The sequence below is a fragment of the Kitasatospora sp. NPDC058218 genome, from assembly GCF_042882445.1.
Classification (GTDB): domain Bacteria; phylum Actinomycetota; class Actinomycetes; order Streptomycetales; family Streptomycetaceae; genus Kitasatospora.
Genome location: NZ_JBHVWC010000026.1, coordinates 95991 through 114295, shown reverse-complemented (window position 1 = coordinate 114295; position 18305 = coordinate 95991). Strand labels below are relative to the sequence as shown.

16 protein-coding genes are annotated in these 18305 nt (G+C 73.7%); 10 read left to right on the top strand and 6 right to left on the bottom strand.

The genetic code is table 11. The annotated features are described in order from the left end of the window. Positions 1 to 188: 188 nt before the first annotated feature. Together ACFVYI_RS18620 and ACFVYI_RS18615 are read right to left on the bottom strand one after the other, a co-directional pair. Positions 189 to 809, bottom strand: a complete 621-nt coding sequence (locus ACFVYI_RS18620; RefSeq protein WP_387886656.1) for a maleylpyruvate isomerase N-terminal domain-containing protein — start codon at positions 807 to 809, stop codon at positions 189 to 191. Continuing rightward, on the bottom strand, positions 806 to 1684 hold the full coding sequence (locus ACFVYI_RS18615; protein WP_387886653.1) for an NAD(P)-dependent oxidoreductase: 879 nt from the start codon (positions 1682 to 1684) through the stop codon (positions 806 to 808). The genes ACFVYI_RS18620 and ACFVYI_RS18615 overlap by 4 nt, the downstream gene beginning before the upstream one ends. 151 nt (positions 1685 to 1835) lie before the next feature. On the opposite strand from ACFVYI_RS18615, the gene ACFVYI_RS18610 reads away from it, so the two are divergent. Further along, the gene (locus ACFVYI_RS18610; RefSeq protein ID WP_387886650.1) at positions 1836 to 2876 is read left to right on the top strand and encodes a GlxA family transcriptional regulator; all 1041 of its coding nucleotides are present in this window, start codon (positions 1836 to 1838) and stop codon (positions 2874 to 2876) included. 124 nt (positions 2877 to 3000) lie between these two features. Further along, the gene (locus ACFVYI_RS18605) at positions 3001 to 3735 is read left to right on the top strand and encodes a Mut7-C RNAse domain-containing protein (RefSeq protein WP_387886647.1); all 735 of its coding nucleotides are present in this window, start codon (positions 3001 to 3003) and stop codon (positions 3733 to 3735) included. On the opposite strand, the gene ACFVYI_RS18600 is transcribed toward ACFVYI_RS18605, so the two are convergent. Both ACFVYI_RS18600 and ACFVYI_RS18595 read right to left on the bottom strand, forming a co-directional pair. Next, complete coding sequence (locus ACFVYI_RS18600; protein ID WP_387886644.1) at positions 3669 to 4385, bottom strand: TetR/AcrR family transcriptional regulator; 717 nt, start codon at positions 4383 to 4385, stop codon at positions 3669 to 3671. The two genes, ACFVYI_RS18605 and ACFVYI_RS18600, sit on opposite strands and share 67 nt — an antisense overlap. 5 nt (positions 4386 to 4390) lie before the next feature. Then, positions 4391 to 5086, bottom strand: a complete 696-nt coding sequence (locus ACFVYI_RS18595) for a type 1 glutamine amidotransferase domain-containing protein (RefSeq protein ID WP_387886641.1) — start codon at positions 5084 to 5086, stop codon at positions 4391 to 4393. Between the two features lie 197 nt (positions 5087 to 5283). Between ACFVYI_RS18595 and ACFVYI_RS18590 the strand changes: the two genes are divergently transcribed. Both ACFVYI_RS18590 and paaK read left to right on the top strand, forming a co-directional pair. Then, the gene (locus tag ACFVYI_RS18590; protein ID WP_387886639.1) at positions 5284 to 6240 is read left to right on the top strand and encodes a LysR family transcriptional regulator; all 957 of its coding nucleotides are present in this window, start codon (positions 5284 to 5286) and stop codon (positions 6238 to 6240) included. 152 nt (positions 6241 to 6392) lie between these two features. Continuing rightward, the gene (paaK, locus tag ACFVYI_RS18585) at positions 6393 to 7739 is read left to right on the top strand and encodes a phenylacetate--CoA ligase PaaK (protein ID WP_387886636.1); all 1347 of its coding nucleotides are present in this window, start codon (positions 6393 to 6395) and stop codon (positions 7737 to 7739) included. A 66-nt stretch (positions 7740 to 7805) separates the two neighbouring features. Here paaK and ACFVYI_RS18580 read toward each other — a convergent pair whose 3' ends face one another. Beyond that, positions 7806 to 8684 (bottom strand): nuclease, encoded by an 879-nt coding sequence (locus tag ACFVYI_RS18580; protein WP_387886633.1) that lies wholly within the window; start codon positions 8682 to 8684, stop codon positions 7806 to 7808. A 347-nt stretch (positions 8685 to 9031) separates the two neighbouring features. Between ACFVYI_RS18580 and ACFVYI_RS18575 the strand changes: the two genes are divergently transcribed. After that, complete coding sequence (locus ACFVYI_RS18575) at positions 9032 to 9325, top strand: ArsR/SmtB family transcription factor (RefSeq protein ID WP_387886677.1); 294 nt, start codon at positions 9032 to 9034, stop codon at positions 9323 to 9325. 73 nt (positions 9326 to 9398) lie between these two features. Here the strand turns inward: ACFVYI_RS18575 and ACFVYI_RS18570 are convergent, their stop codons facing one another. After that, complete coding sequence (locus ACFVYI_RS18570; protein ID WP_387886630.1) at positions 9399 to 11738, bottom strand: collagenase; 2340 nt, start codon at positions 11736 to 11738, stop codon at positions 9399 to 9401. Positions 11739 to 12038: 300 nt separating this feature from the next. Here ACFVYI_RS18570 and ACFVYI_RS18565 point away from each other — a divergent pair, with 300 nt between their 5' ends. From ACFVYI_RS18565 to ACFVYI_RS18545, 5 genes are all read left to right on the top strand, one after another. Beyond that, entirely contained in the window at positions 12039 to 13196 is a 1158-nt protein-coding gene (locus ACFVYI_RS18565) for an aminotransferase class V-fold PLP-dependent enzyme (protein WP_387886627.1), read from the top strand. 147 nt (positions 13197 to 13343) lie between these two features. After that, entirely contained in the window at positions 13344 to 14687 is a 1344-nt protein-coding gene (locus ACFVYI_RS18560; RefSeq protein WP_387886625.1) for an extracellular solute-binding protein, read from the top strand. Beyond that, positions 14684 to 15607, top strand: coding sequence for a carbohydrate ABC transporter permease (locus tag ACFVYI_RS18555; RefSeq protein ID WP_387886622.1), 924 nt, complete (start codon positions 14684 to 14686; stop codon positions 15605 to 15607). The genes ACFVYI_RS18560 and ACFVYI_RS18555 overlap by 4 nt, the downstream gene beginning before the upstream one ends. After that, positions 15604 to 16485, top strand: a complete 882-nt coding sequence (locus tag ACFVYI_RS18550; RefSeq protein WP_387886620.1) for a carbohydrate ABC transporter permease — start codon at positions 15604 to 15606, stop codon at positions 16483 to 16485. The genes ACFVYI_RS18555 and ACFVYI_RS18550 overlap by 4 nt, the downstream gene beginning before the upstream one ends. A gap of 2 nt (positions 16486 to 16487) precedes the next feature. Next, positions 16488 to 18203, top strand: coding sequence for a glycoside hydrolase family 36 protein (locus ACFVYI_RS18545; RefSeq protein ID WP_387886618.1), 1716 nt, complete (start codon positions 16488 to 16490; stop codon positions 18201 to 18203). Positions 18204 to 18305 lie beyond the last annotated feature (102 nt).

Sequence of the window (18305 nt, the reverse complement as noted above, 5' to 3'; positions counted from 1 at the left end):
GCTGCTGGTCGGCCACCTCGTCCGTGGCCTGCACGGGCCGGCCGATGCGCCGGCCGGGGGCCGAGGGCGACCCGTTCTCCGGATGAACCGCCCCGACTTCGACGTCCGGGCACCGAGCGCCCGACCCGGCCGCGTTCCGGTGCGGCCGCCCCGGTCGGCCCCTTGCCCCCGCGACCGCCGCCGATCGGCTACCGGACCAGGCCGTCCCAGGCCCACGCTCCGGCGGCCCGGCGGGGCCGGCCCGGGAGGGCGAGGCGCCCGGTGCACCAGAGGAGCGTGTCGCCCGGGGCGTGGCCGACGGGGGCGGTCGGGAAGAGCCGGGTGACGGCCGGGGCGGCGAGCCGGTCCGGCACCGATCGGTCGAGGCCGAGGGCACCCGTGAGGTCCCAGCCGTGGACGAGGAGTTCGACCATGCCCATGGCCGCGAAGCCCGTGGCGTCCGAGTGCCCCCACGGGTGCCAGGCCCGGGCCTCGGGCGGGGTGTCCCGCACCGTGCCCGCCAGCAGGGCGGCGGCGATGCGCAGCCCCTCCAGGCAGTGCGGGACGGGCGCGGCCGGGTCGAGGGAGCCGAACAGGGTGATGTACCGGTCGGTCGGACGGGCCGTCAGCAGGCCGGCGTAGCCGAGCAGGCCGAGTGCGAGGTGGTCGAGGGTCGCGCGGCAGGTCCAGTCGCTGCCCGCCGGGTGGCGGTACCAGTCGGCGTCGGCGGCCCGCCCGAGGGCGGCGGTGGTCGCGGCGGCGGTCTCGGTGACCAGCGCGGGCCAGGCGGTGGCCGTGCCCGTGTCTGTGCCCGTGGCGGCGGTGGTCATTTCCGCATCACCTCGACCAGGCGGGCGTAGCTGTCGGCGCCGTGGCCGGCGGCGATCGCCTGCTCGGCCTGACGGGCGAGGAGTTCGGGAAGTGCGGTGTCGACGCCGCGAGCCCGGCCGGCGTGCAGCAGGTGCCTCATCGCGGCGAGGTGGATGTCCAGGTCGGCGTCGTCCCCCGGGTAATGCCCGGCGTCGACCTGGGTCGTGTACCGGTCGATGAAACCGACGACGGCGCCGGCCAGCCAGCGGGTGGCGACCGGGGTGAAGTCGGCGGCCCGCACCCCGTCCGCGCCGACCAGGGCGACGCCGTGCAGCCAGCCGGTCAGTGCGGACCACATCAGGCCGAGCAGCGCGGTGTCGTAGAGGCCGGCGACGCCGGCGTCCGGGCCGAGGTCGACGGGCTCACCGAGTGCGGCGAGGGTGGCGCGGTGCCGGGCGAGGAGGTCCGGCGCGCCGCTGAAGAGGAGCGTCGCGTGCGGGCCGCCGATGCCGGGCGGCGTGATCATGATGGCGCCGTCCAGGTAGGCGAGGTCGTGCGCGGCGGCCCAGTCGGCCAGGTCACGGGCCTGTTCGGGCGAGCCGGAGGTGAGGTTCACCAGCGTCCGCCCGGCCAGCACCGGCTCGGCGCCGGCGAGGACCGTGCGCAGCACGTCGTAGTCGAGCACGCAGGCGACGATCAGCGGGTTGGCCGCCACCGCCTCGGCGGGTGTGGCAGCCCGGACGGCGCCGCGGGCGACCAGCGGTTCGGCCTTGGCGGCCGAGCGGTTCCAGACGACGGTGGGGTGGCCGGCGGCGAGGAAGGCGTCGGCGAGTGCGGTGCCCATCGCGCCCAGACCGAGGACGGTGACGGGTTCGGGGGTGGTGTCGTGCGGCATGGGGGCTCCCGTGGGCGGGTCGAATGGGGTGGGTGCGTCGTCGGCGTTCTTGATCGACAACGTCACCCTCGCAGCGGGGCCGACAGCACCGACAGTGGCAGGATTGCCCTTCGCCGAACCATTCCTGCCACCGGGGGCCTAGGGTGGCGGCATGATCGCCCAGTCGAACACCCCCGGAGCCGGCCCCGGCACCGTGGCCGTCGCCGTGCTCGACCACACCGAGCTCCCGCTCTGGGACCTGTACGAGCTCGGCATGGCCTGCGCGGTCTTCGGCATCCCGCAGCCCGACCTCGCGGACCGCTGGTACGAGCTGTGGCTCTGTGCCGAGACGCCGATGGCCGAGGCGCCGCCCCGCGCGCCCGGTGGCTTCGGCTTCTCGCTGCGCGCCGAGTACGGCTGGGAGGCGCTCGCCGAGGCCGACACCGTGATCGTCCCCTCCGTCCCGGACGCCTGTGTGACGGGGGAGCGCGAGGTGCCGCCGGCACTGGTCGCGCAGCTGCGGCGCGCGGCGGCGGCCGGGGCGCGCATGGTGTCGCTCTGCACCGGCGCGTTCGCGCTCGCGGCGGCCGGGATCCTGGACGGGCGCCGGGCGACCGCGCACTGGTCGCACACCGCCGACCTGGCCCGCCGCCACCCGCGGGTCAGCGTCGACGACAGCGTGCTCTACGTGGACGACGGCTCCGTGCTGACCAGTGCGGGGGTGGCGGCCGGGCTCGACCTCTGCCTCCACATCGTCCGCCGTGACCTCGGCGCGCACGTGGCCAACCAGCTGGCCCGGAGGCTGGTCGTCCCGGCGCACCGGCCGGGCGGGCAGGCCCAGTTCGTCGACCTCTCGGTGCCGGTCACGGACGACGACAGCCTGGCGCCGGTCCTGGACTGGGCCACGGCCAACCTCGAACAGCCGCTCACCGTCGAGGAGTTGGCCCGTCGGGCCCGGATGAGCCCGCGGACCTTCTTCCGTCGCGTGCAGGCCGCCACCGGTACCACCCCGCTGCAGTGGCTGCTCAACCAGCGGCTCGCCCGCGCCCAGTCGCTGCTGGAGGCGACCGATCTGCCCGTCGAGCAGATCGGCGAGCGCAGCGGACTCGGCAGCTCGACCAACCTGCGCCGCCATTTCACCGCCCGGGTCGGGGTCACGCCCACCGACTACCGGCGGGCGTTCACCGCCCGGGCCTCGGCCGCCGCCCGGTGAGACGGCCGGCCCGACCGGCAGCCGGGACCGCCGGGGGTCGGCTCGGTCGGCTCGGTGCCGACGCGGGCCGGGCGGCGTGGAAAAGTGCTGGCCACGGCCGCCCGCCCGCTGGCATGCTGGCCGGGTGGAGAGACCGGAGATCTGGCTGACCATCGCCCCCGACCTGCACGTCTTCCTCCCCGCCGGGCGGCGGTCGGAGCGGATCGCGCTGCGAACCGACGGGGCCGCGACACTCGGACACGTGGTGGAGTCGCTCGGCGTTCCGCTCACCGAGGTCGGCACACTGCTCGTGGACGGGCGGCAGGTGGCCGGCTCCCACATCCCCGTGGACGGGGAGCTGATCTCGGTGCAGGCCGTGCGCAGGCCGCAACCGTCCGCCGGGCCGCCGCGGTTCCTGCTCGACGTCCACCTCGGGACGCTCGCGCGCCGGCTGCGGCTGCTGGGCGTCGACGCCGCCTACGAGAACCCGGACATCGGCGACGCCGCGCTCGCCGCCCGTTCGGCCGCCGAACAGCGCGTGCTGCTCTCGCGCGACCGCGGCCTGCTGCGGCGGCGCGAGATCTGGGCGGGCGCCTACGTCTACAGCCACCGGCCCGCCGACCAGCTGCGGGACGTCCTGTCGCGGTTCGCGCCCCCGCTCGCCCCCTGGAGCCGCTGCACCACCTGCAACGGGACGCTGCGCACCGTCGCCAAGACCTCGGTACAGGACCAGCTCCGGGACGGCACCGAGCGGTCGTACGACGCGTTCGCGCAGTGCAACGACTGCGGGCAGGCCTACTGGCGGGGCGCCCATCACGCCAGTCTGGACGCCATCGTGGCCGATGCCGTCCGCGAGTTCGGGCCCCCGGCGGTCGCCTGATCCGCGCCTGCGGCCACGCCCGCGGCCACGTCCGCGCGGGTGTGCAGCAGGCCCGTGGTGAGTGCGTCGGCGGCCGGCCCGAGGAGGTCCCGGGCGTTCGGGGTCGGCTCCAGGCCCCTAACCAGGGCGATGGCGATGTCGGCGGCCTCGGCCGGGCCGACGCGCGTGCACCGACCCGCCTCGGCAGCACGGTCGGCCCCGGCAGCACCGTCCACCCCGGCAGCACGGTCCGCCTCGGCGAACAGGCCGGCGAACAGTTCGGTCAGCAGCTCCCGCAGCGCGGTGCCGAAGTCGGCGCAGGCGGGCGCGAACAACCGGGCACCGCCGTCCAGGAGCTCGGCGGTGTGCGGGGAGTCCCCGGCGAGGGTCAGGGCGAGGTCGAGCTTGGCGGCGAGGACGCCGCGGATCCGCTCCGCGTGGGGGGCGCCCGGTGCGGCGGCGGCCCGCCGGGCCCGCGCGAGCGCCTGCCGGTGCAGGCGCTCGGCGAGCCGCCGGAAGGCGTCGTCCTTGCCGCGGACGTACTGGTAGACCGCCGACCGGGACACGCCCATGACGCCGGCGATGTCGTCCACCGTCGTGCGCCGTACGCCGTACCGGGTGAGGCAGGTGTAGGCGGCGTCGAGGACCTCGTCGAGCCGGTCGGCGGCCATGGCGGTCAGGCCAGCTTCCCGAGCAGCTCGGCGGCGAGCGGCGCGGAGGAGGACGGGTTCTGGCCGGTGACCAGGTTGCGGTCGACGACCACCTTCGGGGCCCACGGCTCGCCCTCCTGGAAGTCCGCGCCGGCCGCGACCAGACGGTCCTGGAGCAGCCACTTCGCCTTGTCGGCGAGGCCGGCCTGGGTCTCCTCGGCGTTGGTGAAGCCGGTCAGCCGGTAGCCCGCGAAGGCGTTGGTGCCGTCCGGCAGGGTGGCGGCCAGCAGGGCGGCCGGGGCGTGGCAGACCACGCCGAGCGGCTTGCCGGAGGCCAGCGTCTCGACCAGCAGGCGGCCGGAGACGGGGTCGACGGCGAGGTCCTCCATCGGGCCGTGGCCGCCCGGGTAGAAGACGGCGTCGTGGTCGGCGAGGTCCACGTCCTCCAGTCGCACGGGGTGCCGGAGCTCGGTGAACGCCTCCAGGCCGGCCGCGATCTTCGCGGCGCCCTCCGGACCGCCGTTGACCCCGGGGGCCAGGCTGCCCTCGTCGACGGTCGGGACGATCCCGCCCGGGGTGGCGACGGTGACGGTGTGGCCGGCGGCCTTGAACGCCTCGTACGGGGCGACGGCCTCCTCGGCCCAGTAGCCGGTGGGGTGCCGGGTGCCGTCGGCGAGCGTCCAGTAGGTGGCGCCGGTGACGACGAAGAGGATCTTCGACATGCGGGGGCTCTTCTCTGCGGGCGGGCCCGACGGGCCCGGAAGTACGGTCTGACGCCCTGGAACCACTGACGCTGTGCGTCCGGACCGTCAGTTCGGCGATGGATCCGACGATAGGCCGGGTGCCCCGGTGGCCACCAATGGCAGATCCGATGAGTGCCATAGGAATTCCCATGGGTGCCGGGGAATAGGCTTGCCGGGTGAACCACCCCGACGCCGAGACGCCCGCACCTCCTCCGGTGCCGCAGCCCGGGGCGCCCGGGCCCGCGGACCTCAATCTGTTGCGCACCTTCCTGGCCGTCCACCGCGCCGGGTCGTTCACCGCGGCCGCCCAGGTGCTGGGCCTCTCCCAGCCCACGGTGACCACCCAGATCCGCGCGCTGGAGCGTCAGGGCGGGCGCGAGCTGTTCGAACGGCTGCCGCGCGGGGTGGCCCCGACACCGGTGGCGGAGGAGCTCGCCGCCCGGATCGCCGGGCCGCTCGACGCGCTCGCGGCCGCCACCGGCACCGGTGTCCGCCCCGAGGCCGGGGCCGAACCCGTCCACCTGGCCGGTCCCGCCGAACTGCTCGGCACGCTCGTCCTGCCCGCGCTCGCCCCGCTGGTCGCCGAGGGCGTGCGGCTGCGGGTGACCGCGGGCCTGACCGATCCGCTGCTGGAGGAGCTGCGCGCGGGCCGGTACGACCTGGTCATCGCGACGAGCCGACCGCGCGGGCGCACCCTGTCGGCCGTGCCGCTGGGGGACGAGGAGTTCGTGCTGGTCGCCGCGCCGGTCTGGGCCGAGCGCGTGCGCGGGCGGCTCGCGGCCGAGGGGCCGGCCGCCCTGCACGAGGTGCCGCTGGTCGCGTACGCCGAGGACCTGCCGATCGTCCGCCGCTACTGGCGCCATGTGTACGGCCGCCGGCTCACCTGCCGGGCCGCCCTCACCGTGCCCGATCTGCGCGGGGTCGTCGCCGCGGTGGCCGCCGGGGCGGGCTTCGCGGTCGTCCCGCGCTACCTCTGTGCGGACCGGCTGGCCGACGGCGGGCTGGTCCTGCTGGAGGACCCGGAGGACCCGCCGATCAACACCGGCTACCTCGTCCAGCGCCCCGGCGCGCCGGCGAGCCCGCAGCTGGCCCGGGTCCGCGACCACCTGCTGGCGGCCGCCCGGACGTGGTGACGGCCCGGCCGGGGCCGCAGGTACCCCGGAGGGCCCCGACCAGGGCGGCATCCCTTGACAGGTGGTTCGGGTACTGGATTACTTGGCCTGTCGAACGCTGACCGAATGATCGGTCGGTACCTGAGGTGGGGCGGAGACGGCAAGGAGACGCGATGAGCGCTGGAGCGACCGACCCGTCCCGCCCGGGTGCGCGCCGGGGGGAGCCGCTCCCGGCCGAGCAGCTCGACGCCGGGGAGCGGATGACCGGCGAGGAGCTGGCGGAGCACCAGTTGAAGCACCTGCGGGCCACCCTGCGCCACGCGTACGACCAGGTCGAACTCTACCGGAGGAAGTTCGACGCGGCCGGGGTGGGCCCCGAGGACTGCCGGACCCTCGCGGACCTGGCCCGGTTCCCCCTCACCACCAAGGCCGACCTGCGGGAGGGCTACCCCTTCGGGATGTTCGCCGTCCCGATGGAGGAGGTCCGGCGGATCCACGCGTCCAGCGGCACCACCGGCCGTCCCACCGTGGTCGGGTACACCGACCACGACCTCTCGGTCTGGGCCGACGTCGTCGCCCGCTCCATCCGGGCGGCCGGTGGCCGGCGCGGCCACAAGGTGCATGTCGCCTACGGGTACGGGCTGTTCACCGGCGGCCTGGGCGCGCACTACGGCGCCGAGCGGGCCGGCTGCACCGTGATCCCCGCCTCGGGCGGCATGACGGCCCGGCAGGTGCAGATCATCCAGGACTTCCGGCCCGAGATCATCATGGTCACCCCCTCCTACCTGCTCACCCTCCTCGACGAGTTCGAGAAGCAGGGCGTCGATCCGCGCAGCACCTCGCTGCGGGTCGGCATCTTCGGCGCCGAGCCGTGGACGGAGGCGATGCGCCGCGAGATCGAGGAGCGGATGGACCTCCATGCCGTCGACATATACGGCCTCTCCGAGGTGATGGGCCCGGGCGTGGCGCAGGAGTGCGTGGAGACCAAGGACGGGCTGCACATCTGGGAGGACCACTTCTACCCGGAGGTGGTGGACCCGCTGACGGACCACGTGCTGCCGGACGGCGAGAGCGGCGAGATCGTGTTCACCTCGCTCACCAAGGAGGCGCTGCCCGTCATCCGGTACCGCACCGGCGACCTCACCCGCCTGCTGCCCGGGACGGCCCGGCCGGCCTTCCGGCGGATGGCGAAGGTCACCGGCCGCTGCGACGACATGATCATCCTGCGCGGGGTGAACGTCTTCCCGACCCAGATCGAGGAGATCCTGCTTCGCACCCCCGCCGTGGCGCCGCACTTCCAGCTGCTCCTCACCCGCCGGGGCCGGCTGGACCACATGACGGTCCGGGTCGAGGCCCGCCCCGACGCCGCGCCCGAGCAGCGGGAGGCCGCCGGGGCGGCGATCGCCCGGGGGGTGAAGGACGGGGTCGGCGTCAGCGTGGAGGTCGAGGTGGTGGAGCCGTACACCCTGGAGCGTTCGGTGGGCAAGATCCGCCGGGTGACGGACCTGCGGGAGCGGTGAGCACGACAGGGGCGTGCGGCGCGGGCGTCGCGCCGCACGCGGGAGGGAGCGGTCGGCGGACGGCGGTCACTTCTCGACGAGGACGATGTCCTCGATGTTCCGGGTCATCCTGATCGTGTTGCCGTTGATCTCGACGACGCGCTGGAGGCCCCTGACGGAGGTGGTCTGCTCGGGGAGGTAGAACTCCTCGCCCTCACCGGCCAGATAGGCGGGGAAGCAGGTGAGCGAGGGCCCGAAGAGGCGGATGTAGTCCGCGAGGCGGCGGAAGAGCTTCGGCAGGATCACCTGGTGTTTGGTGATCGACTCGAGGTCGTCGATCGTGGCGCCGTCGGTGGTGACGTCGTGGGCCCAGACGCCGGTGGGCGCCTTGGTGGCCCGCGCCTGCTGGGAGGTGGCGGTCATGTCGAGGCGCAGCTCCTTGGGGAGGTTGTTGTAGAAGGTCGGGTAGACCAGGCCGAGCGAGAGCAGGTGGTGGTTGGCGGTCTCGTGCAGCAGGGCGGGGGTGACGTCGATCCGCCGGCCGTTCGGGACGTTCGCCGGGAGGTCGCCCCGGCCGACCAGCGCGATGCAGCGGTTGTAGGTGTCGGCGCCACTGGCGAGGATGAAACCGGGGACGACCTCGGGGGTCGAGCCGGTGACCTTCCCGTCCGGGCCCCGGACGACGTCGGTGAAGCCCAGCCAGGAGATCAGCTCGTTGCGGGCGCCGGCGGCGCCCAGGTCCAGCGGCTGCTGGACGGAGTCGGGGCCGACGCCCGAGTAGTGGGTCTCCAGCGCGTCGATGCCCTCCATGCGGATCTTGCCGCCGCCGCGGCTGTTGCGTTCGACCCGGTTCTTGCCGGGGACGTCGCACCAGAAACCCGGATCCTGCGGCAGGAAGTGCACGGTGTCGCCGTCGGGGTCGCTGCCGATGAGCCGGTACGTTCCCTTGATCGCCAGCATGGGCATGGGCTGCCTCCGGTAGGTGAGTGGTGGGGCACTCATTGTTGCTCCGTGTCCGAAGCTGTCCGGTGACCGGCGGCGACTCATTCGGGTGCCGTGCCGCGTGCGGAGGCGCGGAGGGGGCGCGCGGCCGGCGTCCAGCGCCTTACGCGAACGGGTGAGCCCTCTACGATGAGGCCATGAGCGGGAGCCTTCGGCTATCAGGTGCACATCGGTCGCAGCAGCCGGGCGGCCAGCGGCGGCCGGCCGGCGAGCCACGGCCGGGCGCCGGGCCGCGCCCCGGCGACGACGGGCGGCCGGCCGGCCACGGGTGGCCGACGGCGAACGACGAGCCGACGGGGAACGACGAGCGGCTGGAGACGGCGGCCGCCATCCTCGCGCTGCTCGCCGACCGCACCCGGCTCGCGCTGATGCAGCGCCTGGGGGAGGGCGAGGCCGACGTGACGACGCTGACCGAGGCGTGCGGCGCGGCGCGGCCGTCGGTCAGCCAGCACCTGGGCAAGCTCCGGCTGGCGGGCCTGGTCACCACCCGCAAGGACGGGCGGCGGGTCGTCTACGCCCTGCGGCACGGACATCTGCGCCGGCTGGTCAACGAGGCGCTCAACGTCGCGGACCACCAGATCAGCGGGCTGCCGCCGCACGACTGAGCCCGCCGGGGACCGACCCGGCCCGGCCCGGTACCGCCGTCGGGCGGGTGCCGGGCCGGGCCGGGCCCGTCCGTCAACGGCGCAGCGGGCCCTCGCAGTTGTAGTCGGCGGTGCCGGCCTGGCCGGTGGGCCAGACGTCGACCTTGCCGAACCAGCAGTTCATGTCGGCCAGGTTGTTGGCGGCGCCGCCGCCCCGGTTGAGCAGGTAGGTGTCGACGGTGGCGGCCATGTCGGCCCGGACCCGGCCGGGGTCGGCCGCGTTGGTGAGGTTGGCGGTGATGCGACCCGAGCAGCTGAAGCGCATCTTGCTGTTCCAGTCGCCGTTGTCCTTGCAGACCGGGGCGTTCTGGGTGGCGGTGGCGAAGGCGGCCTGGACCTCGGAGGCCCAGGCGTACTGCAGGTAGCCGTTCGCGGTGTACTTGGTCACCGGAACGTAGAGCGAGTCGGCGAGCGGTATCTCGGCGTCCAGGTAGGCGTTGTACTCGCGCTGGAGCGCGGCGTCCCGGCCGAGGCGGTCGCGCCAGGCGTCGTAGCCGGCCTTGTCGTCGGCGCGCAGCAGGCGGTACATCTCGGCCAGCTGGTCGGGGTGCTTCTCGCCGAGCAGGTTGAAGAAGGTCGCCGCGTACGGGTAGGCGCGGAAGCCCTGGGAGGCCCAGGTGGCGTGCAGGACCTGGTCGACGGTCAGGCGCGGGGTCCCGGCCTCGTCGTCCCAGCCGACCTGGCGGACCATGTACTTGCGGGCCTTCACGCCGCCGTCGCGGGTGGAGCCGGCGAAGTACTCGGCGGTGCCCTCGTTCATGGCGAAGGTCGCGTCACTGGGCCAGCGGCTGGTGTAGCCGGACTCGGGGATGGCCCAGCGGGCGTTGAGGTAGTGCGTGTACTCGTGGCGGAAGAGCTCCTCCAGGCTGAAGTACGACTCCTCGGTGGTCCGCTGGTAGGTGTAGAAGGTGGAGCGGTCCTCCAGGAACATGCCGCCGTTGTTGACGTCGCCGATGCCGAACAGCGTGGACTGGAAGGCCTGGTAGTGGCTCTTGGTGTCGTACAGCTGGACGGTGAGCACCGGGTGGTCGTCGCCGGCGATCGGCTGGTCGGTGCCCAGGACGCGGAAGAACTGGGCCTTGACCTGCTTGGTGGCGTAGTAGAGCTGGTCGGCGGTGGCCCGGTCGAGGGCGGTGCGCACGACCAGGGTGCCGTTGTCGTAGCTGAAGGTGTTCGGGAAGAGCGCCTTCTCGATGTCGGCGCGGCACACGCCGTACTGCGCGCAGAGCCCGAGGTCGTTGACCGGGCCGACCAGGTTGGCCCAGGGCTTGCTCATCCGGCCGAAGGTCGCCGCGGTGAGCTCCAGCTGGGCGCCGATCCGGGACTTCACCTCGGCCTTCAGGGCGTCGATCTGGGCGAAGCGACCGTACTCCAGCATGGCGTCGGAGGCGGCCCACTCGCTGTAGGTGCCCTTGAGGTGGGCGTAGCCGGCGTAGGCGCGGAAGGCCTCGCGGTAGTCGGCGTCGGCGGCCACCGCGGCGCGGAACAGGCCCTGCGGGTCCTCGCCGACGTTGCTGATGCCCTGGAAGTTGATCTGCAGGGCGCCCTGGACCGCCCAGTTCCAGCCCTGGTCGCCGATGACGGTGCTGCCGGGGGCGAACGTCCGGACGATCTGCTTGACCAGCGGGATGCGGGCCAGGCGCAGGCCGGGGGCGCTGCCGGTCTGCAGCAGCTCACCCATCGTCGAGCCGTTGGTGGTGGTGGGCTCGAACACCCGCGGGTTGGCGGTGTAGTCGCGGATGGCACGGTCGATGGCGGCGACGGTGCCGGCGTCACCCAGGTTGATCTCGTCGTAGGAGAAGTCGAAGTAGACGGCTATGTGCAGGTAGTACCAGAGTTCCTGCTGGTTGAGGTTGTTGGCGCTGTCGAAGCGCGAGGAGAGCTGGCTGATCCGCGCGGCGACGGCCTGGACGTGCGCGGGGGTCATGACCTTGGCGGTTTGAACGTTCCAACTGGTCAGCAGCGGACGCAGGCAGTCCTGGTAGCTGTGGCTGCGGTCGGTCAGGAAGTCCGCCAGCTGGGCCGGGGTGAGGGAGGTGAACACCTCGGGCGGGCAGGGCGTCGCCTGGGCGGTGACGGCGGCGAGGGCGGCCTCGGCCGGGTCGCTCTCGGGGGTGCCGGTGGTGGGCTGGAGCGCGGCGGCGCCGGGCCCGCCCTGCGGGCCGACGGTGGTGGGCCCGCCGGGGGCGGCCCGGTGGGCGACCTGGTCGGCGGCCGGGTCGGGGGTCTGCGCCGGGGCGCCGGCGGCGAGCTCCCGGACGGTGACGGCCGGCGCGGCGCCGACGGCCTGGGCGCTCTGCACCAGCGGCACGGCGAGGGCCGTGGCCAGGGCTGCCGAGAGCAGCGTGTTGCGCATGGTTCTGGAGGTGGGCACCGGGAACTCCTGGTGGGGGCGTGGAGGTGTCATGCGTGGGGGTGTCGTGCCCGGGCCGCCGGAGGGGGAGGAATGGCGGCGAGTGGCCTGCCGAGCGACGGCAAGCGGAGGGTGACAGTTCGTAACATAGTAATGTGAAATTGCACTTGCAAGAGATTGCACGCCTGTTATCGATTCGTGTTCTTCGCGCGAGGTCTTGACGTTGCCCGGGGTGCGAGCTTCACTATGGCTCTCTCGTTGAAACCTGTTTGGTTCTGATGAGTTATGTCTGTTTGAACGTTCAAATCGAAGGGCTGTCTCATGTCGGCGCGGACCCTCCCCGAGTACCTGCGGCAGTTCGACGAGCCGGCCGGCTATCTGGACTTCGCTCGGGTCGGGCCGGTGTCGGCCGACGTGCGCACGGTGCTGACCCGGTCCGCCGAGTTGATGCACGGCCAGGGTCTCGCGGCCCTGGCCGAGTTGGACCGCTCGGTGGCGCGGACGGCGCGGACGGCGGCGGAGCTGCTCGGCTGCCTGCCGCACGAGATCGCCTTCGTCGGGTCGACCTCGCACGGAATGTTCGCGGCCGCCCACGCCGTCCGGGGCGAGGGAGTCGTCCTGGTCGGGCGCGACGACTTCCCCGGCGCCGTCTATCCCTGGCTGCGCGCGGCCGACAACGGCCGCCTCACGGTGCGCCTGATCGACGGCCCGGTCACCGCCGACGCCGTCCGGGCCCACCTGGACGACCGGGTGCGGGCGGTGTCGGTCTGCGCGGTGGACTCCGCGACGGGCTTCCGGGCGCCGCTGGCCGCGATCAAGGAGGTGATCGGACCGGACCGGGTCCTCGTGGTGGACGCTATCCAGGCACTCGGTGCGGTCGAGTTCGACGCCGACGCCGCCGACGTGCTCGCCTCCGGCGGCCAGAAGTGGCTCCGGGCCGGCTGGGGAGCCGCGCTGCTGATGGTGCGCGACCGCGTCGCCGGGCTGCTCGAACCCGGGCTCGGCGGCTGGTCCGGCGTCATCGACCCGATCGGCGCGAGCGACCACCCGCGCCCGCCCCGGCCGGGCGCCGTCGCCCACACGCTCACCAACCCCGACGGACCGGCCGTCGCGGCCCTGGGCGCGGCCCTGGACCTCGTCCGGGCGGTCGGCGTCGGGCCGATCAACGCCCGGATCGGCGAGACGCTCGACGCCCTGCTCGACGCCGCCCGCACGGTGGGTGCGCGGACGGCGGGCGGCGGGTCGACGGCCGGCTCGCCGGGGTGGCGGGCGGATGCGGGATCCGCCACGGGCAGCGGGATCGCCCGCTTCCACCTGCCCGGCGCCGACCCGCAGGCCGTCCACGACGCCCTCACGGCGGCCGGCCTCGCCACCACCCTGCGCACGCCCTGGGTCCGGCTCTCGCCGCACGCCTCCACCGACCGCCCGGACGCCGTCGCCCGACTCACCGAGGCACTGCGCGCGGTGCCCACGGGCTGACCGGCCCCGGCCGCCCCGGGCCTCCCCGTCCGCCCACCCCGTCGGCCAGACCGGCCCCGCCCGTCGCTCCAGCTCTCCGTCGCACCCCGTCACCACCCGCGGGGGCGTCGTGCCCCACCCCACCACCACCCCTCAGAGAGGTCAGCCATGTCATCTGTCTCCCGCCGGGACCTGCTGCGCGCCACCGGCGCCGGCGCACTCGCCCTCACCGCGGGCGGCGCACTCGCCGCCTGCGGCGGGTCCGACTCCCTCTCCGGCTCCGGCGGTGACGCCGCCACCGGCACCGTCACCGTCTGGTCCTGGACCACCGCGGCCCAGGCGCTGCGCGGCGTCGTCCCGGCCTTCGAGAAGGACAACCCGGGGATCAAGATCGACGTCCAGGACGTCGGCAACCCGGCCATCTGGGACAAGATCACCGTCGGCCTGGCAGCCGGCGGGCAGGGCCTCGCCGATGTGCTGCACATCGGCTGCGACTACCTCCCCGGCTACCTGGAGAAGTTCCCCGGCGGCCTGGCCGACCTCTCGGCGCTCGGCGCCGACGCCCACAAGGACAAGTTCGTCCAAGGGCTCTGGCCGGTCGTCAGCGGCAAGGACGGCCATGCCTACGCGCTGCCCTGGGAGGTCAACCCGCTGGGCTTCTACTACCGCAAGGACTACTTCGACAAGGCGAACCTGGACCCGAGCACCTTCCAGACCTGGGACGACGTGATCGCCGGCGCCGACGCGTTCAAGGCGGCCAACCCGGGGATATCCCTGATCGGCATCAACAAGCCCGCCACCCCCGAGGCCGACCTCGACTTCCTGCAGTCGCTGATGCAGCTCCAGGGTGCGTTCTACTTCGACCTCAAGGGCGCCATCACCCTGGGCTCCCCGGAGGCGGTACGCGCGCTCACCGTCCTCAAGCGCCTGGACGACGCCGGGCTGGTCGGCGACGCGGCCGGTGACCAGGGCTGGCTCAACCTGGTGAAGGCCGGCAAGGTCGCCGTCGCCCCGCTGCCCGCCTGGGCCGCGCACTACCTGGAGACCAAGCTCCCCGACCAGAGCGGGAACTGGCGGCTGGCCCGGCCCCCGGCGGTCACCGCCGGCGGCAAGCGCGCCGCGATCGTCAACTCCACCCACCTCGCCGTCGCGGCCTCCAGCCCGCGCCGGGTCGCCGCCTGGAAGTTCGTCGAGTACGCGCTCACCCGGCCGGCCTCGGTCAACGGCATGTTCACCGCCGGCGGCGTCTTCCCCTCCCTGACGGCGGCCTACGCGGATCCGATGTACGCGGCGCCGAACCGCTACTACGGCGGTCAGCCCGTCCTGAAGACCTTCGCCGACCTGCTCGGCGAGGGCGCGGACGCCACCAACTACTCCGGCGACTACGCCCGCGCGCTGAAGCTCGCCAGCGACGCCCAGGTCAAGGTCCTCGTCAAGGGCGCCGACCCGGCGGCCGTGCTCCAGGACGCGGCCAAGCAGCTCGGCCAGCAGACCGGGCGCACCATCGCATGACCGCCACCGCCCGACTCGTCGAGCCCGTCGGGGCGGTGGCGACACCGGCCCGGCGCCGGGCGGTGCTGCGTCGCCGCGCCCTGCCCTACGTGCTGCTCGCCCCCGCGCTGATCCTCTTCGCGGTGTTCAAGGCCTACCCGATCATCTCCTCGCTGCTGCTCTCGCTGACCACCGGCGCGGGTTCGGCCACCAAGGGCGCCGGGCTGGCCAACTACCGGCGACTGCTGGACGACCCGCTGTTCTGGACGGCCCTGCGCAACACCGGCGTGATCCTCGTGGTCCAGGTGCCGCTGATGCTCGTGCTGGCGCTCCTGTTGGCCGTCGGCATCAACTCGGCCTTCGTGCGCTGGCGCGCCGTGTGGCGGCTGGGCGTCTTCATGCCCTCCGTCACCGGCCTGGTGGCCACCGGCGTGATGTTCGCCTTCCTGCTGAACACCGACCAGGGCGCCGTCAACTGGCTCCTCGACGCCGTCGGCCTGCCCTCGGTGGACTGGCTCGGCAATCCGTTCTGGTCCCGGATGTCCGTCGTCCTCGTCCTCACCTGGCACTACACCGGCTACAACGCCGTCATCTACCTGGCCGGCCTGCAGGGCATCCCCAAGGAGCTGTACGAGGCCGCGATGGTGGACGGCGCCGGACCACTGCGCCGCTTCTGGTCGATCACCGTGCCGGCCCTGCGGCCCGTGCTGCTCTTCACGGTGGTGCTCTCCACCATCGGCACGCTGCAACTGTTCGACGAGCCCTACGTGCTGACCCACGGCGGCCCGGACAACGCCACCCTCACCGTCTCGATGTACCTGTACCAGAACGGCTTCCGGTACTTCGACTTCGGCTACGCCTCCGCCATCGCCTACGCGCTCACGCTGATCGTGTCGGTGCTCGGCGCCCTCCAGATGCGCCTGATGGGAGAGCGCTCATGAGTACCACCGTGACCACGGAGGGCGGGCGTCGGCGCGGCGGCCTCCGCAGCGCCCGGAAGACGCGGCTGCGCGGCCTGCCCCTGACCCTCGTGCTGGCCGGGGTCGCCGGACTCTCGGTCGGCCCCTTCTACTGGCTGGTGGTCGCCGCCAGCCACAAGGACAGCGAGATCTTCTCCTGGCCGCCCGCGCTGCTGCCCGGCGACGCCTTCGGCGACAACGTCGACCGCCTCCAGGCCAAGATCGGGCTGGGCCGGGTGCTCTTCAACTCGCTGCTGGTGGCCGGGCTGCAGACGGTGGGCGCGCTGATCGTCGCCCTGCTGGCCGGCTACGCCTTCGCCAAGTTCCGGTTCCGGGGCCGCACCGTGCTGTTCGCGGTGCTGCTCTCCACCCTGGTGGTGCCGGAGCAGGTGATGCTGGTGCCGCTGTTCAAGATGATGATGTCCTTCGGCCTGCTCGACACCTACCAGGCCGTCGTGCTGCCGGGCCTGTGCGTGCCGTTCGCGATCTTCCTGATGCGCCAGTCCCTCAGCGGGATGCCGGACGAACTGCTGGACGCCGCCCGGGTCGACGGCGCCGGCGAGTTCCGGGTGCTGTGGAGCGTGGTCGTCCCGGTGATGCGCCCGGTGCTCGCCGCACTGTCGATCTTCCTCTTCCTGGGTTCGTGGAACCAGTTCGTCTGGCCGCTGATCGCACTGCGCAGCGCCGAGATGCACACCCTGCCGGTGGCGCTCGCCACGCTCCACGGCATGAAGGCCACCACCGACTACGGCGCGATCCTCGCCGGGACCGCCGTTTCCACCGTGCCGATGATGGTCCTCTTCCTGGTCCTTCAGCGGCAGTTCATCTCCGGCCTGCTGGCCGGCGCTACGAAGGGCTGACCATGGAAGAGATCTGGGAGCCGCACGCCGGCGCGGCCGCCGCCGGCCGCCCCCGCCCGCTGGCCGTCGAGGGACTGGACCTGCTGGTCACCGGCGAGGCCACGGCGCGCGTGACCGACGAGGGCGTCGTCGAGGTCACCGGGGCCGACGACGGCGAGGTGCGGATCGAGTGGCGCGTCCCGTGCGTCGACGCGACCGCCTTCTGGAGCCCGGACAGCAGCCTCACCGGCTGGCTGCCGGCGAGCTGGAGCGCGCCGCGCCGGGTGTCCCTCACCCGTGGCGCACCGGTCGCCGCCCTCGTCGGCACCGGCGACGTGGCGATCTGCGCCTTCGCCGCCGACCGGGCGGACGTGCTGGCCGGTGCCGGGGTCGTCGAGGAGAGCGCCGAGTTCCGGTTCTGGGTGCAGGCCACCGGGCGGCTGACCGTCCGGATCGACACCTCGCGTCGGCACTTCGCCCGCTGTCTGGCCGGCATCGCCGGCTGGTGGTGGGCCGGCCGGGAGGCCCACGTCCCGGACGCCGCCCGCCTGCCCGCGTACTCGACCTGGTACTCGATGCACCAGAACGTCAGCCCCGCGGCGGTCGAGTCCCAGGCCGCCCTCGGCAAGGAGCTGGGGCTGGACCTGATCATCGTCGACGACGGCTGGATGACCGGCGACCGGACCCGCGGCTACGCCCACTGCGGGGACTGGGAGCCGATCTCGCTGCCCGACACCGCCGCCCACGTGCAGCGGGTGCACGACCTCGGGGTCCAGTACATGCTCTGGTACGCCCTGCCGTTCATCGGCCAGGACAGCGAGGCCGCGAAGAAGCTCGGCCGCTACGCGCTGAAGCAGGACGACCGGATGGGCGTGATCGTCGCCGACCCGCGCTACGCCGTCGTCCGCGACCACCTCACCGACCGCCTCGCCCGGGCCGTCGAGGAGTGGGGGATGGACGGGCTGAAGGTCGACTTCGTGGACTGGTTCGACGTCCAGGACCCGCCCCCGGCCGGGCCGGAGGCGGACTGCGCCACCGTGGCCGAGGGCGTCGAGCGGCTGCTCGGCGGGATCCGGAGCCGGATCACCGCCGCCCGCCCGCAGGCCATGATCGAGCACCGTCAGCCCTACGTCAGCCCCGGCCTCTGGCCCTACACCACCATGGTCCGGGCCACCGACTGCCCGCTCAGCCCGGCCGAGAACCGCCAGCGCACCATCGACACCCGACTGGTCGCCGGGCCGATGGCGGTCCATGCGGACATGCTCATGTGGCACCCGGCGGAGCCGCCCGAGCAGGTGGCCTGCCACCTGATCAACGTGCTGTTCTCGGTGCCGCAGATCTCGGTCGACCTGGCGGCCCAGACCCCCGAGCAGCGCGAGGTCCTCGCCTTCTGGCTCGGCTTCGTGCGCGAGCACCTCGCCACCCTGCAGCTCGGCGAGCTGCGCCCGGACCGTCCCGACCTCGGCTACCCGATGGTCACGGCCGTCGGCCCGGACACCGTGGCGGTCGGGCGGTACGCCCCGCTGCCCGTCCGGGCGGTCGCCGGGTCGTGGCGCACGCTGCTGGTCGCCAACGCCGACGCCGACCCGGAGGTCCACCTGCTGGGCGGCTCGGGGGAGGCGGAGGCCACCGTCCAGGACGCCCGGGGGCGTGTGCTCCGGAAGGGCGTCCTCGACCTGACCGGGGCGGCCGTCGTGGCCGTGCCGCGCGGCGGGCTGCTGACGCTGCGCCGGCCCTGAACCCGGCGTCCGGGCCGGTCGGGCGGCCGTCGCGCCCGTACCGGCCCGGACCGGCCACCGGCCCGGGGCGGTCGTGTGATTGCCTGGCCGTGTGACCGCACG

Excerpts from the sequence above, each read along its gene's own strand:
- ACFVYI_RS18555 (WP_387886622.1), top strand. The coding sequence starts at position 14,684 with ATGACCGCCACCGCCCGACTCGTCGAGCCCGTCGGGGCGGTGGCGACA.
- ACFVYI_RS18620 (WP_387886656.1), bottom strand. The coding sequence starts at position 809 with ATGACCACCGCCGCCACGGGCACAGACACGGGCACGGCCACCGCCTGG.
- ACFVYI_RS18545 (WP_387886618.1), top strand. The coding sequence starts at position 16,488 with ATGGAAGAGATCTGGGAGCCGCACGCCGGCGCGGCCGCCGCCGGCCGC.
- ACFVYI_RS18595 (WP_387886641.1), bottom strand. The coding sequence starts at position 5,086 with ATGTCGAAGATCCTCTTCGTCGTCACCGGCGCCACCTACTGGACGCTC.
- ACFVYI_RS18600 (WP_387886644.1), bottom strand. The coding sequence starts at position 4,385 with ATGGCCGCCGACCGGCTCGACGAGGTCCTCGACGCCGCCTACACCTGC.
- ACFVYI_RS18615 (WP_387886653.1), bottom strand. The coding sequence starts at position 1,684 with ATGCCGCACGACACCACCCCCGAACCCGTCACCGTCCTCGGTCTGGGC.
- ACFVYI_RS18560 (WP_387886625.1), top strand. The coding sequence starts at position 13,344 with ATGTCATCTGTCTCCCGCCGGGACCTGCTGCGCGCCACCGGCGCCGGC.
- ACFVYI_RS18580 (WP_387886633.1), bottom strand. The coding sequence starts at position 8,684 with ATGCCCATGCTGGCGATCAAGGGAACGTACCGGCTCATCGGCAGCGAC.
- ACFVYI_RS18550 (WP_387886620.1), top strand. The coding sequence starts at position 15,604 with ATGAGTACCACCGTGACCACGGAGGGCGGGCGTCGGCGCGGCGGCCTC.
- ACFVYI_RS18565 (WP_387886627.1), top strand. The coding sequence starts at position 12,039 with ATGTCGGCGCGGACCCTCCCCGAGTACCTGCGGCAGTTCGACGAGCCG.
- paaK (WP_387886636.1), top strand. The coding sequence starts at position 6,393 with ATGAGCGCTGGAGCGACCGACCCGTCCCGCCCGGGTGCGCGCCGGGGG.
- ACFVYI_RS18610 (WP_387886650.1), top strand. The coding sequence starts at position 1,836 with ATGATCGCCCAGTCGAACACCCCCGGAGCCGGCCCCGGCACCGTGGCC.